The organism is Citrobacter sp. Cm046, from assembly GCF_030333065.1.
GTDB classification, from domain to species: Bacteria; Pseudomonadota; Gammaproteobacteria; order Enterobacterales; family Enterobacteriaceae; genus Citrobacter; species Citrobacter murliniae.
The window spans coordinates 208,430-225,758 of record NZ_JAOWGP010000043.1; the positions used below are offsets into that span (position 1 = coordinate 208,430).

17 protein-coding genes are annotated in these 17,329 nt (G+C 52.7%); 8 read left to right on the plus strand and 9 right to left on the minus strand.

Annotated elements, in window-relative coordinates; translation table 11 throughout:
• Positions 1–15: 15 nt before the first annotated feature.
• The 5 genes from OGX98_RS16760 to OGX98_RS16780 form a co-directional block, all read right to left on the minus strand.
• Positions 16–1,305, minus strand: coding sequence for an MFS transporter (locus tag OGX98_RS16760; RefSeq protein ID WP_045445490.1), 1,290 nt, complete (start codon positions 1,303–1,305; stop codon positions 16–18).
• A 56-nt stretch (positions 1,306–1,361) separates the two neighbouring features.
• On the minus strand, positions 1,362–2,567 hold the full coding sequence (gene rhmD / locus OGX98_RS16765; RefSeq protein WP_200010180.1) for an L-rhamnonate dehydratase: 1,206 nt from the start codon (positions 2,565–2,567) through the stop codon (positions 1,362–1,364).
• A gap of 14 nt (positions 2,568–2,581) precedes the next feature.
• Positions 2,582–3,364, minus strand: coding sequence for an IclR family transcriptional regulator (locus tag OGX98_RS16770; protein ID WP_045445492.1), 783 nt, complete (start codon positions 3,362–3,364; stop codon positions 2,582–2,584).
• A gap of 270 nt (positions 3,365–3,634) precedes the next feature.
• Complete coding sequence (locus tag OGX98_RS16775; RefSeq protein ID WP_045445495.1) at positions 3,635–4,831, minus strand: nicotinamide mononucleotide deamidase-related protein YfaY; 1,197 nt, start codon at positions 4,829–4,831, stop codon at positions 3,635–3,637.
• A gap of 105 nt (positions 4,832–4,936) precedes the next feature.
• Positions 4,937–5,479: a YfaZ family outer membrane protein gene (locus OGX98_RS16780; RefSeq protein ID WP_045445497.1), complete on the minus strand. Its 543-nt coding sequence runs from the start codon at positions 5,477–5,479 to the stop codon at positions 4,937–4,939.
• Positions 5,480–5,707: 228 nt separating this feature from the next.
• Here OGX98_RS16780 and nudI point away from each other — a divergent pair, with 228 nt between their 5' ends.
• From nudI to arnF, 8 genes are all read left to right on the plus strand, one after another.
• The gene (gene nudI / locus OGX98_RS16785) at positions 5,708–6,133 is read left to right on the plus strand and encodes a nucleoside triphosphatase NudI (RefSeq protein ID WP_045445500.1); all 426 of its coding nucleotides are present in this window, start codon (positions 5,708–5,710) and stop codon (positions 6,131–6,133) included.
• Between the two features lie 261 nt (positions 6,134–6,394).
• Positions 6,395–7,534 carry a UDP-4-amino-4-deoxy-L-arabinose aminotransferase gene (gene arnB / locus OGX98_RS16790; RefSeq protein ID WP_286595676.1) on the plus strand — a complete coding sequence of 380 codons (1,140 nt, stop codon included), beginning with the start codon at positions 6,395–6,397 and terminating at the stop codon, positions 7,532–7,534.
• A 2-nt stretch (positions 7,535–7,536) separates the two neighbouring features.
• A complete protein-coding gene (arnC, locus tag OGX98_RS16795) occupies positions 7,537–8,520 on the plus strand; it encodes an undecaprenyl-phosphate 4-deoxy-4-formamido-L-arabinose transferase (protein WP_200010183.1) in 984 nt (327 codons plus the stop codon).
• The gene (gene arnA / locus OGX98_RS16800; RefSeq protein WP_286595611.1) at positions 8,517–10,499 is read left to right on the plus strand and encodes a bifunctional UDP-4-amino-4-deoxy-L-arabinose formyltransferase/UDP-glucuronic acid oxidase ArnA; all 1,983 of its coding nucleotides are present in this window, start codon (positions 8,517–8,519) and stop codon (positions 10,497–10,499) included. Before arnC ends, arnA begins: the two co-directional genes overlap by 4 nt.
• On the plus strand, positions 10,496–11,395 hold the full coding sequence (gene arnD / locus OGX98_RS16805) for a 4-deoxy-4-formamido-L-arabinose-phosphoundecaprenol deformylase (protein ID WP_286595612.1): 900 nt from the start codon (positions 10,496–10,498) through the stop codon (positions 11,393–11,395). The genes arnA and arnD overlap by 4 nt, the downstream gene beginning before the upstream one ends.
• A complete protein-coding gene (gene arnT, locus OGX98_RS16810) occupies positions 11,392–13,050 on the plus strand; it encodes a lipid IV(A) 4-amino-4-deoxy-L-arabinosyltransferase (protein WP_286595613.1) in 1,659 nt (552 codons plus the stop codon). Before arnD ends, arnT begins: the two co-directional genes overlap by 4 nt.
• Positions 13,047–13,382 carry a 4-amino-4-deoxy-L-arabinose-phosphoundecaprenol flippase subunit ArnE gene (arnE, locus tag OGX98_RS16815; protein WP_045445513.1) on the plus strand — a complete coding sequence of 112 codons (336 nt, stop codon included), beginning with the start codon at positions 13,047–13,049 and terminating at the stop codon, positions 13,380–13,382. Before arnT ends, arnE begins: the two co-directional genes overlap by 4 nt.
• The gene (gene arnF, locus OGX98_RS16820) at positions 13,382–13,768 is read left to right on the plus strand and encodes a 4-amino-4-deoxy-L-arabinose-phosphoundecaprenol flippase subunit ArnF (protein ID WP_045445515.1); all 387 of its coding nucleotides are present in this window, start codon (positions 13,382–13,384) and stop codon (positions 13,766–13,768) included. The genes arnE and arnF overlap by 1 nt, the downstream gene beginning before the upstream one ends.
• Positions 13,769–13,770: 2 nt before the next feature.
• On the opposite strand, the gene pmrD is transcribed toward arnF, so the two are convergent.
• From pmrD to menB, 4 genes are all read right to left on the minus strand, one after another.
• On the minus strand, positions 13,771–14,034 hold the full coding sequence (gene pmrD / locus OGX98_RS16825) for a signal transduction protein PmrD (RefSeq protein WP_048220993.1): 264 nt from the start codon (positions 14,032–14,034) through the stop codon (positions 13,771–13,773).
• Positions 14,035–14,140: 106 nt separating this feature from the next.
• Positions 14,141–15,508, minus strand: coding sequence for an o-succinylbenzoate--CoA ligase (menE, locus tag OGX98_RS16830; protein WP_286595614.1), 1,368 nt, complete (start codon positions 15,506–15,508; stop codon positions 14,141–14,143).
• The gene (gene menC / locus OGX98_RS16835; RefSeq protein WP_286595615.1) at positions 15,505–16,467 is read right to left on the minus strand and encodes an o-succinylbenzoate synthase; all 963 of its coding nucleotides are present in this window, start codon (positions 16,465–16,467) and stop codon (positions 15,505–15,507) included. The genes menE and menC overlap by 4 nt, the downstream gene beginning before the upstream one ends.
• A complete protein-coding gene (gene menB / locus OGX98_RS16840; RefSeq protein ID WP_045445537.1) occupies positions 16,467–17,324 on the minus strand; it encodes a 1,4-dihydroxy-2-naphthoyl-CoA synthase in 858 nt (285 codons plus the stop codon). The genes menC and menB overlap by 1 nt, the downstream gene beginning before the upstream one ends.
• Positions 17,325–17,329: the final 5 nt, after the last annotated feature.

Consider the following 17,329-nt stretch of genomic DNA (forward strand, 5'->3'; position numbering starts at 1 on the left):
ACAACGTAGATAAGATTAATGATGCACCGCGCCCATTTGCGAAGCAGGACGGCTGACTTTCAGGGTGAAGATAATGACTGAACCAATAACTGCGACACATGCCAGGGTCAGAAGCCCTGCTGCATCACTGGCAAAAACGGTTTCAGCTTTAACCCGCAAGATGGGGGCCAGAAATCCCCCCACCGCGCCAAACAGGTTTACAAAACCAATACCCGCAGCCAGCGCGGTACCAGAGAGCAATTGAGTCGGCATTGTCCAGAACACCGGCTGGACGGCAATAAAGCCCGCGGCCGCCACACATAAAGCCAGAATAGCCAGCACCGGAGACACCAGACCGGAAACGCCAATCCCGATCCCTGCGGCTAACAACGTCAGGGCCGCCACATTGCGCCGGTCACCGGTACGATCGGAGTAGCGCGGGATGAGCCAGGTACCGAACAGGGCAACCACCCACGGAATAGCCGTCACCACGGACGCAGTAAAGCCAACTTTGGTTCCCAATAGTGCCGCAACCTGGGTGGGCAGGAAGAAGATCAATCCATAGACCGCTACCTGAATCGTCAGATAAATAATTGCCAGTTGCCAGACACGCCCATTGCGCAAAGCATCTGACAGTTTTGAGGTGACCTTTTTCTCTTCTTCGCTCGCCAGTTGACTGATGAGAACGGCTTTCTCTTCCGCATTAAGAAAGCGCGCCTCCTGTGGTGTGTCGTCCAGCCAGAAGAAGGTGAAAACGCCTGCACCAACCGCCAGCAAACCTTCGATAACGAACATCCAGAACCATCCCGGATGCCCCATAAAACCGTGCATTTCTAACAGCGCGCCGGAAAGCGGCGATCCCAGAGTTAACGCCAGCGGTGCCCCCATGTAAAACAGCCCCATAATGCTGGCGCGGTTACGCTGCGGAAACCATTGCGACGTCAGGTAGATCATGCCGGGGAAGAAACCGGCTTCCGCCGCCCCCAACAAGGTACGGATAATCAGGAACTTTGCTTCGGTATCCGCCCACGCCATCGCCGCAGAGAGAAATCCCCACAGCAGCGTGGTGGTGCCAATCCAGCTTCTGGCGCCAAATTTACGCATCAGCAGGTTGGCTGGTACGCCCAGGAACGCGTATACCACAAAGAAAATTCCCGCCCCTAGTGCATAGGCTTCATTACTCAGCCCGGTATCAATCTGATACGTCTCTTTGGCAAAACCAATGTTCGAGCGATCCAGAAATGCCAGCACATACAGCGCCAACATAAAGGGAATCAAACGCGCACGGTTTTTCTTCACTACACCGTCAAGTAAAGTGGTTGTCATCACAAGATCCTCAAAGAAATGAGGGCGTTGCCGTGGATAAGGCAACGCACTGGTCATTAGTGGCTGTAGGGGCGCTTCAGATTGCAGTCACGGTTAAGCTCGACGCCAAAGCCAGGCTTATCAAGTACCGACTTATGGATCCGTCCGTTCACCGGCACTGGCTCATCCAGCAGGATAGGGTCGAACTGCGGACGCATCGTTGAACAATCCGGGCTGGTCATCAGGAACTCACTAAACGGGGTATTCGTGAAAGTGATAACCGCATGGTGCGAATAGACCGATGAGCCGTGCGGCACCACCAGTTGTCCACGCGATTTGGCAATTGCGGCAATTTCCACCAGCGTGGTTAATCCACCACACCAGCCGACATCAGGCTGCATGATATCAATGCCGGTTTCAGACAGCGTACGGAAGGACTGCAGCGTGCCGTGGTGTTCACCGCTGGTCACCATCATGCCTGCCGGTGCATTGCGCTTCAGCTCACGATAACCTTCATATTGCTGTGGCGGCAGACACTCTTCGATCCATTTCAGGTTATGCGGCGCACAGGCATGCGCCAGTTTGGTGGCATAGTTCACGTCCTGGCTCATCCAGCAGTCGAGCATCAGCCAGAAATCCGGGCCACATTTCTCACGCATATCGGCCACCATCGCGGCATCTTTGCGAACACCCGCGTCCCCATCGTGCGGCCCCCAATGGGTCGGCATTTTCCCGCCGATAAAGCCCAACTCTTTTGCCAGATCCGGACGTGCCCCGGTGGCATAGAACTGAATTTCATCACGAACCGCGCCACCCAGCAGTTTGTAGACCGGTAATCCCACGACCTTGCCAAACAGATCCCAAAGCGCGAGATCCACGCAAGAGATGGTGTTCATCACCAGACCGCCAGAGCCAGAATAATACATTGTGGCACCAAGCATCTGATCGTGAATGAGTTTAATATCACTGACGCATTTGCCTTCGATAAAGCGATTAAGATGCTTTTCGACAATAAAGCAGCCCATCTCTCCAGCCGTCGAGACTGCAAACCCCGTCTGACCGTTTTCTGCCTCCACTTCGACAATCAACGTCCCCAGCACGTTTATGCCGAAAGACTGGCGCGACTGTTCATACTCACGGTATTTGCTCATTGGCGTAGCAATGTGATCGTCAATCCAGTGATGAGCGCCCTGGTCATGATAATCACCACCGCCCGCCCCTTTCTCCGCCGTAGCACCGCCGGTAAACCAGGCACGAACATGTTTAATTTTTGGTAGGGTCATGATGTTCTCCATTATTATGATGCGAGTGAATCGAAGGGACTTTTCCAGCCCAACAGACGTGAAATATCTTTGGCGCAGGCAATTGCCTTCCCGGCCAGGTAATCACGATTCTCTTCGTTGATTTGTAAACGAGTGCCAACCACTGAAATCGCGGCAGTCAGCGTATTACTGGCATTAAAAACGGGAGCGGCAACACAGCGAACATCCGGGTAATCCTCGCCGTTATCAAAACTCCATCCACGCTGGCGAATGCGCTCCAGTTCATCATTCAGTTGCTGAGGATCAGCAATTGTGGTCGGCGTCGCCTTCTCCCATACCAACTGGTCAATAATGGTTTTGCGTACTGCGGCAGGCTGCCAGGCCAGCAAACATTTGCCGATGCCAGAGCGATACAGAGAAAGACTTTTTCCCTCATGAGAACGCACGCTGATGGTGGACGAGGATTCCACTTTCAGAATGTAATACGCGCTTTCGTGGTCGATGAGCCCCAGATGACAAAGCAGATCGGTTTCATCCATAAGCTGTGTCAAGCGCGGACGCGCCAGCTCACGCAGATCCATTTTGCTCAACGCATGCCCCGAGAGTTCAACCAGTTTGGTCCACAGGCAGTAGTTCTCCTGATGATCAATACTGAGAAAGCGCTGACGCTTCAGTTCGTTTAACAACAAATAAGCGGTGCTTTTCGGAATACCCAACGTATCCACAATCGTTGCGGCGCTGCACGGGCCGATACGCGCAATAAGATTGAGAATTTCTATCGCTCTGGTAAGCGCGGGGACTTTGCTTGATTCCAACATACTGGACTCCGGTCTGAGATACTGGAATCAGTGTGTTCGGTCAACAGGGTTAAAATTGTGAAGCACATCAAATCCCGCCTTTCTTCCAGCAGGCTGGAAAGATTACGTATAAAAATGTGAACCACAGCACGGATTTTTCCACAGGGAGTACAACAGGTTGGACAATAATGCAGGAGAAATTGCCGAATGGCGGGGGAACGTCTACTCACACACATAAGCAGACGTTCACTTAAAGCCCGATAAGCGCAGCGCTATCGGGCAATTTACAGGCTAGATCGTCAGCGACTCAACCACTTCAATCCAGCCGTGTTCGCTGGCAAGATCCTGCCCGTTTAGCCAGCGACGCAGCATATTTAGCGCCATCATCGCGCAGACTTCCTGACGAACCGGCAAGCTATAGCGATTCGCATTCAGTCGCACGCGCAAGGCATATGTACCATCGGGCGTTGCCAGGGCAAAGTTAATATGTTCGTTTTCGAAACCTGATACCGCCAACGCCAGCTCAGCATAATGGTTGCCGCGTCGTTCAGTTATCCAGTGCGCCGTTTGCGCCAGCGTTTCTTCCTGAGAGGGGACCACCTCGCTGGCCAGCAGTGGGGCGTTAGCACGGGAAAGTTGCAGAGCAACCAGACCACCGGTGAACTGTTCGCTCAACGTCAGGCTGTACTGGCGTTCCTGTAACTTACGGGCGATTTGCGCGGGTAATCCTTCCGTCCCCTCAAAAATCATGTTCTGTCCGGCGACCCGTTTAACTTCCGGCCACAGCGCCATCATCGCTTCACGTTGGGAATCCGGCCCGGTGAGTTTCAACTCGATAATTGGCATGGATGAGCGATACCCCATTGTCACCCCTGCCGGTAGTGACAGAGAATCCAGGCTCTGTGCCAGATCGCTTTCAGAGCGGCCAAAGGTGGTTAATCGCAGACATAGAGGGGGCTGAGAGAGCGAGAAACGCTCACGCAAGCGCGGCAGGATCTCATGCTCGATCATGACTTTAAATTCTGACGGCACGCCCGGCGTAAAGAACATCAGGCAGCGGTTTAGCTTAACGGCAAAGCCACATGCAGTGCCCACCGGATTATTAATAAACTCCGCGCTGGCAGGAAGCTCGGCCTGTTTGCGATTGCTCGGCGCCATCACGCGGCCGCGCTCGCGGAAAAAGCTCTCCATCTGGGCCAGCCATGGCTCATGCAGCACCAGTCCCTCACCTTTTGCCGTTGCCGCTGCCAGTGCACTCAAATCATCGCTGGTTGGCCCTAAGCCGCCATTGACGATCAACACATCGGCGTGTTCACTACGCTCACGCAAGATAGCGACCAAATCGTCAAGATTGTCGCCTACCGTGTTACGGCGCGTTAACGGTAATCCCTGATTAAAGAAAAAATCGGCCAGCCAGGCAGCGTTGGTGTCGACGATCTGCCCGTGCAACACTTCATCCCCGGTGGATAGCATCTCCACATTTAACATTGTGTTCTCCTGCTTTTGTAATAGAAACACTATAACGCAATGCAGGGGGAACATGGAGAAGGAAGAGGAGTAAAACAGGCGCAGCAGAACGCCGCGCCAGGAAGATTAGAAGCTGGCGCTAACCCCAACGTACGGGCCGTCAGCAATCGCGTTATCACGGTTGCCATCTTTACCGGCCAGATTCAGGTAGCGATAACCCGCTTCAATGCTCAGTGGACGCATAATCGTCAGGCGCGCACCGGCATTCGCTTCTTCAAAGCTGTCGATACCGCTGGAGAGCGAGTCCGGAGAGTAATAGTATTCGCCAAACAGACGGAGGCTGTCGCCAATCGGCCACTGCAGACCACCACCAACAGCCGCCGCATAACCTTCATCACCATCCTTCGGATTGGTGTAAATACCTTTGCCGCCAACAGTAGCCAACAGCGGTCCAAGCGGGATATTCAGACCAAGACCCAGACCAGCCGCGTCGCCATCGTCATCGTTGTGCATCCAGTTGCCGCTTACCGCTAATCCGGTTGACTCGGTGCCAAAGCCGACGCCAATGTTGGTGTAATCTTCACCAGCCTGACCATTGATGCTGATGGCATTAGCCGATGCGGAAACAAACAGCATTCCGGCAAGTCCTAACAGTACGCTTTTTTTCATTTTTACCCTTTCCAGCAAGCAAGTAATTAATGTGCCCCAAAACCGCAGGATTGTACTGCCAACAGCAAAGGAATCAATGAGCTAAAAAAGCGATCTAATAACATATTGTAACGAAATACTACCCGAAACCGTTTCAATAAGTGACGATGGAATTGACAATAATCACTTTAACCAACGCGTCAGCTCCCGTATTCTTTTGCCTCATCTCTCTACATAAGGAACATAACCGTGCGTCAAAGGACAATTGTTTGCCCATTAATTCAAAATGAAGGCTGTTATTTGCTGTGTAAAATGGCCAACGATCGCGGTGTTTTTCCCGGTCAGTGGGCGTTATCGGGCGGTGGCGTGGAACCTGGCGAACGTATCGAAGAAGCCCTGCGACGGGAAGTAAGGGAAGAGTTAGGCGAGCAGCTTGTGTTGACCGATATCACCCCCTGGACATTCAGCGATGATATCCGCACCAAAACGTATGCTGACGGCAGGCAGGAAGAGATTTACATGATTTATCTGATCTTCGACTGCATTTCTGCCAATCGCGAAGTGAACATTAATGAAGAGTTTCAGGATTTCGCCTGGGTAAAACCAGAAGATCTTGGACATTACGACTTAAACATCGCCACCCGAAAGACATTAACATTAAAAGGATTACTGTAAGTACAACGCTGCTTCTTAGAATCACCTCGCTGACTTAATATCTTTATGCACCAGCCCTTCGGGGCTGAGCAAACAAAATGTTTAATATCAATTAAATAACCATTAATCTCTTCTGCATCGCCCTCTTTTCTCCACCTTAAATCCTTAAGGATAAATTAACCTTCGATCATTAACCTTTGTAGCCTGATGAAATAATTAACGCGCGCTTGTTTGTCATAAAAATAAACCTACGACTGCGTTTAATGGCTTGAAGGAATAATGATGTCTGACTTTTTGCCCTTCTCTCGCCCGGCAATGGGTACTGAAGAACTTACCGCAGTTAAGGCGGTTCTGGATTCAGGATGGATAACCACCGGCCCTAAAAACCATGAGCTGGAGGAGGCGTTCTGTCGGCTTACGGGAAACCAACATGCCGTTGCCGTCTGCTCTGCCACCGCAGGTATGCACGTCACGCTGATGGCATTGGGTGTGGGTGAAGGCGATGAAGTCATCACGCCGTCAATGACGTGGGTTTCTACGCTCAACATGATTGTCCTGCTGGGAGCCACGCCGGTCATGATCGATGTCGACCGCGATACGCTGATGGTAACACCGGAGCAAATTGAAGCCGCTATTACGCCACGAACCAAAGCTATTATACCGGTGCATTACGCAGGTGCTCCCGCCGATCTTGACGCGATTTACGCTATCGGCGAGCGCTATGGGATCCCGGTGATAGAAGACGCAGCCCATGCCGTGGGAACGTTATATAAAGGTCGTCATGTTGGTGCTCGCGGCACGGCAATCTTCTCCTTTCACGCCATCAAAAATATTACCTGTGCGGAAGGCGGGCTGGTTGTTACTGACGACAAACAGCTGGCTCAACGGTTACACAGCCTGAAATTTCACGGCCTGGGAGTGGATGCGTATGACCGACAAACCTACGGCCGAGCCCCGCAGGCAGAAGTTCTCACGCCGGGATACAAATACAACCTCACCGACATCAATGCGGCTATCGCCCTGACGCAACTGGGCAAACTGGCGCAACTGAACGCGCGCCGCGCGGAAATTGCCCAACAGTACCAGCAAGCGCTGGCTGATTCACCTTTTCAGCCGCTGAACCTGCCGCAGTGGTCGCATGTACACGCCTGGCACCTGTTTATTATTCGTGTCGATGAAGCACGCTGCGGTATAAGCAGAGATGCGTTAATGGAAGCGCTTAAAGCCAGAGGTATTGGTACCGGCCTGCATTTTCGCGCCGCACACACGCAAAAATATTATCGCGAACGTTTCACTACCCTTTCGCTTCCTGATACGGAATGGAATAGCGCGCACATCTGTTCGCTGCCGTTATTCCCTGACATGACCGCCGATGATACCCGGCGCGTGATTACAGCACTTCGCCAGATAGCAGGACAATAATCATGTTTGAAGCCACGCCGATTAAGAAAGTCTCGGTGGTTATTCCCGTGTTTAACGAACAGGAAAGCCTGCCAGAGTTAATTAAACGTACCTGCGCCGCCTGCGAAAAGCTGGGAAAAGAATACGAAATTCTGCTGATCGATGACGGCAGCAGCGATAATTCCGCTCAACTGATGATGGAGGCTTCTCATGCGCAGAACAGCCATATTGTCTCTATTCTGCTCAACCGAAACTACGGGCAACACTCGGCAATTATGGCCGGTTTTAGCCACGTTACCGGCGACTTGATTATCACGCTGGATGCCGATTTACAAAACCCTCCGGAGGAGATCCCCCGGCTGGTTGCCACAGCTGATGAAGGTTTCGATGTCGTCGGAACGGTGCGCCAGAACAGGCAAGACAGTGTGTTTCGTAAGACCGCCTCACGGATGATCAACCATCTGATTCAGCGAACCACCGGAAAAGCGATGGGAGATTACGGCTGCATGCTGCGTGCTTATCGCCGTCACATCGTTGATGCCATGCTGCATTGCCAGGAACGCAGCACCTTCATTCCGATTCTGGCCAACATTTTTGCCCGGCGTGCGACGGAAATCCCGGTGCACCACGCGGAACGTGAATTTGGCGATTCTAAGTACAGCTTCATGCGCCTGATTAACCTGATGTATGACCTGGTGACCTGCCTGACAACCACACCACTGCGTATGTTGAGTCTGCTGGGCAGCGTGATTGCCGCCACGGGTTTCACTCTGTCCGTCCTGCTGGTCATTCTTCGCCTGACGCTAGGCCCACAGTGGGCTGCGGAAGGGGTATTCATGCTGTTTGCCGTACTGTTCACGTTTATCGGCGCACAGTTTATAGGCATGGGATTACTCGGCGAATATATCGGTCGCATCTATAACGATGTCCGTGCCCGCCCCCGTTATTTTGTTCAACACGTTATTCGTCCACAAACCACGCACTCAACCGAGGAACACCACGCATGAAAGCCGTCGTATTTGCTTATCACGATATGGGATGTCAGGGAATTCAAGCCTTGTTGGATGCAGGTTATGAAATCGCAGCTATTTTTACCCACGCCGATAACCCTGCTGAGAAAGCATTTTTCGGTTCGGTTTCCCGGCTGGCGGCCAGCGCAGGCATACCGGTTTACGCCCCTGACGAGGTCAATCATCCGCTATGGATTGAACGAATTAGCCAGCTCGCGCCAGATGTTATCTTCTCGTTCTACTATCGTCATTTACTGAGCGATGACATTCTGAATCTTGCGCCTGTGGGTGCCTTTAACCTGCACGGCTCGCTGCTGCCCAAGTATCGTGGCCGCGCACCGCTGAACTGGGTTTTGGTCAACGGAGAAACAGAAACGGGCGTGACGCTTCATCGCATGGTAAAACGCGCGGATGCGGGCGCTATTATTGCTCAACAACGTGTTGCCATTTCCCCCGACGACGTAGCCTTAACGCTGCATCATAAACTGTGCCAGACTGCCCGGCAGGTTCTCGAACAGGCGCTGCCGGCTATCAAAACGGGTGACTTTCAGGAACGCCCTCAGCAGGAAACAGAAGCCACCTGCTTTGGTCGACGGACACCGGACGACAGCTTCCTCGACTGGCGTAAACCTGCAGCGCAGTTACATAACATGGTACGTGCCGTATCCGATCCCTGGCCGGGCGCATTCAGCTACGTGGGAACACAAAAATTCACTGTCTGGTCATCACGACTGTCTGCTCATCGCGCTGCAGCCCAGCCAGGGACCGTGCTTTCAGTGTCACCATTACTGATTGCCTGTGCTGATGGGGCGCTCGAAATCATCACCGGGCAAGCTGGCGATGGTATCACTATGCAGGGATCGCAGTTGGCGCAAGTGCTGGGTCTGGTTGCGGGGTCTCATCTGAACAGCCAGCCGCTTTCCACCCGCAAACGTCGTACTCGTGTTTTGATCCTCGGCGTTAATGGTTTCATTGGTAATCATCTGACAGAACGCCTGCTGCGCGAAGATAACTATGAAGTCTATGGGCTCGATATTGGTAGCGATGCGATTGGGCGTTTTCTGCAACACCCGCGGTTCCATTTTGTGGAAGGCGATATCAGTATTCATTCCGAATGGATTGAATATCATGTGAAAAAATGCGACGTCGTGCTGCCGCTGGTGGCGATTGCCACGCCGATTGAATACACCCGTAATCCGCTGCGCGTCTTTGAACTTGATTTTGAAGAGAACCTGAGGATCATTCGCTACTGCGTGAAATATCAAAAGCGCATCATTTTCCCCTCCACCTCAGAAGTTTACGGGATGTGTAGCGATAAGGTCTTTGATGAAGACAGCTCAAACCTTACCGTTGGCCCGGTCAATAAACCACGCTGGATCTACTCAGTGTCCAAACAGCTTCTGGATCGCGTCATTTGGGCGTATGGCGAAAAAGAGGGATTACGCTTCACGCTGTTCCGTCCGTTTAACTGGATGGGACCACGTCTGGACAGCCTCAACGCTGCGCGTATCGGTAGCTCACGCGCCATTACTCAGCTGATCCTGAATCTGGTGGAAGGGTCACCGATTAAGCTGATTGAAGGCGGTAAACAGAAGCGCTGCTTTACTGATATTCGCGATGGTATCGAAGCTCTGTTCCGTATCATTGAAAACGACGGCGGACGCTGCGACGGCGAGATTATCAATATTGGTAATCCGGATAATGAAGCCAGTATTCAGGAACTGGCGGAAATGCTGCTGGCCTGCTTCGAAAAACATCCGTTGCGCCAACACTTTCCACCATTTGCCGGTTTTCGTGACGTCGAAAGCAGCAGCTACTATGGTAAAGGTTATCAGGACGTTGAACACCGGAAACCCAATATTCGCAATGCCAAGCGCTGCCTGAACTGGGAGCCCTCCATCGAAATGCTGGAGACTGTGGAAGAAACCCTGGATTTCTTCTTGCGCAGTGTGGATATCACGGAACAGAGATCATGAAACGGGTAGGCTTGCGTATTGATGTCGATACCTTCAGGGGGACGCGCGAAGGCGTACCCCGCCTGCTGGAGACATTGAACCGACATAACGTTCGGGCAAGTTTTTTCTTCAGCGTTGGGCCTGACAACATGGGACGCCATCTCTGGCGTCTGGTAAAGCCGCAGTTTCTATGGAAGATGCTGCGCTCAAACGCTGCCTCCCTCTACGGATGGGATATTTTGCTGGCAGGTACCGCGTGGCCTGGAAAAGAGATCGGCCAGGCCAATGCGGCAATTATTCAGCAAACGGCTCTGGTTCACGAAACCGGGTTACATGCCTGGGATCACCACGCCTGGCAAGCTCGCAGCGGGAACTGGAATGACAAACAGCTGATCGATGATATTTCCCAGGGTATCACCGCTCTCGAAGCCATTACCGGACAGCCTGTCACCTGTTCTGCCGTTGCCGGCTGGCGTGCCGATGCACGCGTTGTCCACGCAAAAGAAGCGTTCAAGCTGCGTTATAACAGCGACTGTCGGGGAACATCGTTATTCCGCCCAGTGCTTGAGACAGGCAAAACAGGCACGCCGCAAATTCCCGTTACCTTACCGACATGGGATGAAGTGGTTGGCGGGGAAGTGCAAGCTGTCGATTTCAATTCCTGGATCCTCTCCCACATGCTGATGAACAGAGGAACATCTGTGTACACAATTCATGCGGAAGTCGAAGGTATCGCATTTCATCAGGATTTTAACACTCTACTGATTCGCGCAATTGATGCGGGGATTACGTTTTGTCCACTTGGCGATCTGCTGCCGGACGACATTAACACGTTGCCATCAGGACAAATCATACGTGGCAAAATACCCGGCAGAGAGGGATGGCTCGGCTGCCAGCAACCAGTGAGCGCGACATGATGAGATCCATACGCAACATAATGGCATTTATCGCCTTTATTGCGCTGTATTACGTTTTACCCATCAATAGCCGCATGCTCTGGCAGCCTGACGAGACGCGCTATGCTGAAATCAGTCGGGAAATGCTGAACGCGGGCGACTGGATAGTCCCGCACTTTTTAGGGCTACGCTATTTTGAAAAACCCATTGCCGGATACTGGCTAAACAGCATCGGGCAATGGCTCTTTGGTGCCACCAACTTTGGCGTCAGGGCAGGTGCAATTTTTGCTACACTGCTGACCGCACTGCTGGTAGCCGGATTTGCAATGCGGTTATGGCAGGATAAACGCACAGCCTTACTCTCTTCAGTCATTTTCTTAACGTTTTTCTCCGTTTACAGCATCGGAACCTACGCGGTTCTTGATCCTATCATCGCACTCTGGCTCATGGCGGGCATGTTCTGTTTTTGGGAAGGCATGCAGGCCACCAGTAAAAAACGCAAAATCATCGCTTTTTTACTGCTAGGGTTAACCTGCGGTATGGGAGTAATGACCAAAGGTTTTCTCGCGCTGGCCGTCCCGGTGCTCAGCGTACTGCCATGGGTCTGGGTGCAAAAACGCTGGAAAACATTTTTTATCTACGGCTGGCTGGCAATTTTAGGCTGTATAGCGATTGTTCTGCCGTGGGCGATGGCCATTGCACAATGCGAACCTGACTTCTGGCATTACTTTTTCTGGGTCGAACATATTCAGCGGTTTGCGCAGGTGGATGCCCAGCATAAAGCGCCGTTCTGGTATTACCTGCCTGTGTTTATCGCAGGCTGCCTGCCCTGGCTTGGCCTGCTGCCTGGCGCACTGCGTACGGGCTGGCGTGAACGTGATTTTCCGCGCAGTGCCTTGTACCTGCTGAGCTGGATAATCATGCCGATACTGTTTTTCAGTATCGCCAAAGGAAAATTGCCGACCTATATTCTTTCCTGCTTCGCACCGCTTGCGATCCTCACTGCGCGTTTCGGCCTGCAGGCAGCACAAAAGGGTTCCATTGCCTTACGTGTTAATGGCTGGATTAACATCCTGTTTGGCGTGCTCGGCATTGTCGCAACTTTTATCGCGTCCTCGTTGGGGCCGTTAAAGTCGCCTGTCTGGACGCATATTGAAACCTATAAGGTTTTTTGTGTGTGGGGCATTTTTATTAGCTGGACTTTTTTTGGCTGGTATACGCTGAACAGTACCGAGAAAAACTGGAAATTCGCAGCGCTTTGTCCACTGGGACTGGCGCTGTTGTTTGGCTTTTCAATACCCGATCGGGTCATGGAATCTAAGCAGCCTCAGTTTTTTGTTGAGATGACCAAAGAGTCGCTGGAGTCGAGTCGTTATATTCTCTCCGATAACGTAGGCGTCGCTGCGGGCCTGGCCTGGAGTCTGAAACGCAACGACATCATCATGTACGGACAAACGGGCGAGTTAAAATACGGACTCAACTACCCGGATGCCAGAGGCCGCTTTGTCAGCCGGGATGACTTTGCAAACTGGTTAGCACAACATCGTCAGGAAGGAAACATTACCCTCGTGTTGTCAATTTCGAAAGGTGAAGATATTAATCAACTTGCCATTCCGCCTGCTGACTATATCGATAATCAGGGACGCCTGGTTTTGATTCAGTATCGACCAAAATGATCTGGATAATCCTGGTTCTTGCCAGCCTGCTCAGCGTCTGCGGACAACTATGCCAGAAGCAGGCCACTCGCCCGGTACCCGTCCACGCGCGAAAACGTCATATTACGCGGTGGGTTGTCCTGGCTCTGGCCTGTCTGGGTCTGGCTATGCTGCTCTGGATGGCAGTATTGCAGAACATTCCCGTCGGCATCGCCTATCCGATGCTGAGTCTCAACTTTGTATGGGTCACACTGGCTGCATGGAAAATCTGGCGCGAACCTGTCACAAGGCGTCACTGGCTGGGGGTTGGGCTGCTCATCACCGGCATCTTTATTCTTGGGAGCGCAGTGTAATGGGCATATTTTGGGGTTTGTGCAGCGTTTTCATTACTTCTGCCGCTCAACTAAGTCTGGGTTATGCGATGGATAGTCTGCCGCCGATACAATATCCGCAGGCGTTTATATCCGCTTTATTGTCCACCAGCATCGGGGCGCTAGCCCTGTATGCCGGTCTGTTGGGGTATTTACTGTCAGTTATCTGCTGGCATAAAGCCCTGCACCAGCTGGCTCTGAGCAAAGCATATGCCCTGCTCAGCCTCAGCTATGTGCTGGTATGGGTAGCATCGATGATTTTACCCGGCTGGCAGGGGACTTTCTCATTGAAGGCGTTTGCTGGAGTGTTGTGCATCATGGCAGGGCTGATGATGATTTTTCTGCCTTCTCCCGGACAGGCTTCCTGAGGTTATTTGCCCTCAGACAGATGCAACAGACGCTGCCAGTCGTCACAGTGGTATTGTCTGGCATCTATTATTTTAATCACCCGTGATGTATCAAGATTAATACAATACAAAGCATCTTTCAGCGGTGAAAGAAGATCGCCGACATTAACCCGCTCAGAGGTTTGCGCCTCAGCCAGCATCTTCAGTGAGCCGCCGCTATCGCAAATTACGATATAAATTTTCCCTGTCTTTTTGAGACAGCAAGACTTCTTCACATGCCATTCCATAGCGCACCTGTTTGTTAATAAATATCATAACAAGTTACGCTTTAGCAGATAAACAAAACAACAATGGGTATGGAATGGCAAAATGAGATGTAAAATGAATGCGGCCTTAATCTTTATCGTTGGCACGAACCCAGTCAAGCAACGCACGGCGAGAAACTTTAATACCACCGGTTTTCAGCTCTGGCGGTAATGTCAGCCAACGCACCGGCTGCTGAAAACGCGCCAACTTATCGTTAATCCATTCGGCAAGGTCAATTTTTCCAGCGTCAGCGTCATATTCAACGACTGCTACCGGGCGATGCCCAAACTCTCTGTCTTCTACCGGAACAATAAAGGCTTGCAGAACCTGCGGATGCGACGTAATCACGCGCTCCACCTCTTCTGGCTGGATACCTTCCCCACCGCTAAAGAACAGATTATCCAGGCGGCCGACAATGGTTAACTTACCGTCATTTAATACCCCACGGTCGCGGGTGGCAAACCAGCCTTCAGCATTAACCAGTGGGTTAAGTTTCCCGTTACGCCAGTACCCTTGTGCCATACTGGCGGCTCGCAGCCAGACTTCATCATTAACAATTCTGACTTCTCTGCCCGGCAAAGGGGAGCCTACATCGCCCAGACCATCCGCTTCTTTTGCGCAAACCGTAGAGGCAAATTCCGTCAGCCCGTAACCGCACCAACAACGAATCCCGTGCTCGCGCGCCTGTTCAGTCAGTTCAACGGGGATTGCCGCACCTCCCAGCAATACGGCTTTCAGCGTTACCGGTGTTTTATTCACCAGCAAACGCCAGAGCTGTGTGGGCACGAGCGAAGCATGGGTACAGCCAATCAACATCTGTTCCAGCGGCTGCTTGTCACGCACGGTTATTCGCGCGCCCGCAAACAGCCAGCGCCACAGAATACCCTGACCAGATACATGAAATAACGGCAGTGAGAGCAGCCAGTCATCTTTTGTACCAAACGGGATAAGCGACAGCACGCCCTGTGCGCTAGCCAGATGAGCCTCGCAGGTATGGACAGCCGCCTTAGGTAACCCGGTTGAACCGGAGGTTAACGTCATCGAGCTCAAACGCTGGGGCAGCCAGGCGACAGCATACTCGCCAGACTGTTCGCGCATTCGCAGTGGCGTCAGCGCTGAAAATGTATCGTCGCCTTCCAGATTCAGCGCAAAATACAGCGTTAAATCAGGTACCAATGTCTCCAGCAATGACCGAGGCAGTTGTGGATTCACAGGTAAAACCCTGGCTCCGCACTGCAACAATGCCAGCCAGGCCATCAGAGACCGGGGATGATTCCAGGCTCGCAACAGTACGCCATCGCCCTCTTCCACGCCCTGAGCGGCAAACCCTGTAGCCAGAGCGTCTACCTGGGTGCAGAGATCTCGCCAGCTTAGCACCTCATCATTGAGGCGTAAGGCTGGCGCATCTCCCCGAACCTGCCGCCAGTGACGCCACGGCCAGTCAGGGAAGCTCATAACAACCGTTCCAAAGAATCAATGTCGACACACGGCAACATGCTGCCCGGCCAGCTGCGTACCTGCTGGCATTGCATCAGACTAAGCGTATCCAGACCAGGAATGGTCTGTGGCGTCAGCCAGGCGGCAATCCGGGCCAGTTGAGTTAAGCCCAGGCTCGACTCAATAGACGAACTGATTACTGCCGTAAGCCCCAGCGCGTGCGCCGCCTCAACCTGTTCGCGAACCTTATCCAGACTGCCGGTGAGCGTTGGTTTGATGACGACCGCACTCACACCCTCTTCAGCTATAAAGGTAAAGTCTGCTTCACGCAGGCTTTCATCCCAGGCGATGCTAATCCCGGTTTCGCGAGCAAACGCGCGCGAATCGTCGCGGGTTTTACACGGCTCTTCGAGAAAAGCAATGCGCGCGCGATACTCCGGATTAACATATTTCGCGAACTGCTGCGCTTTAAGCGGCGTCCAGGCACGGTTAGCATCAAGACGCAGATGTAACGTGGGGATCGCCTCAAGCAACAGGTTGACGACCATGCCGTCGCGTACCGCTTCATACAGACCGACTTTCACCTTCGCGACCTTCTCGCCCGGCATGTCTGCCAGCTGCAAAACCAGATCGTCAGGATCGCCCGTACACAACGGCGCAGCGCGATAGTCCGCCGCATCAGGCAATGCCCCCTCAAGTTCAGCCAGCGCACAGCTTGCGCCAAAGGCCACTGAAGGCATCGACGGTAAGGTTGAATCCCCCTGTAACCAGCTGTTTACCCAGCTCAGCAGCGCAGTTTGCGCCTCTTCCCAGGTTTCCTGGCTGAAGCCCGGCAGTGGGGAGATCTCTCCCCACCCTTCGTGCTCGCCGTCACGAAGACAAACGTACAGCCCGTCACGCGTTTTTAACCGCCTGTCGCGCAGAATCACCCCCGCGTCCATGGGGATCTGCCAGCGGTATACCTGCGCGCTACGCATTACGGATTCCGTTTGAATTTGCTGAAGTCAGGCTGACGTTTCTGGTTAAAGGCGTTACGGCCTTCCTGTCCTTCTTCCGTCATGTAGAACAGCATGGTGGCGTTACCAGCCAGTTCTTGCAGACCCGCCTGACCATCACAATCAGCGTTCAGCGCAGCTTTCAGGCAACGCAGCGCCATCGGGCTGTTTTGCAGCATTTCGCGACACCAGCGTACGGTCTCTTTTTCCAGATCCGCCAGCGGAACCACGGTATTGACCAGGCCCATATCCAGCGCCTGTTTTGCATCGTACTGACGGCACAGGAACCAGATTTCACGCGCTTTTTTCTGGCCGACAATGCGCGCCATGTAAGAGGCACCCCAACCACCGTCGAATGAACCGACTTTTGGTCCAGTCTGACCGAAGATGGCGTTTTCTGCTGCAATAGTCAGGTCACACATCATGTGCAGCACGTGGCCACCGCCAATGGAATAACCCGCAACCATCGCCACAACAGGCTTCGGACAGGTACGAATCTGACGCTGGAAGTCCAGCACGTTCAGGTGATGCACACCGGAGTCATCCTGGTATCCGCCGTAGTCACCGCGCACTTTCTGATCGCCGCCCGCGCAGAACGCTTTGTCGCCAGCACCCGTCAGGATAATCACGCCAATGTTATCGTCATAACGTGCATCCGCCAGCGCCTGAATCATCTCTTTAACGGTAACAGGGCGAAATGCGTTGCGTACCTGCGGACGATTAATGGTGATTTTTGCGATACCGTCGGTGGATTTTTCGTAGCGAATGTCGGTGTAGCCTTCAGAGCAATCGAGCCATTCTACCGGTGCGTAAAGCATTGTTTCATCAGGATAGATCATAAAAT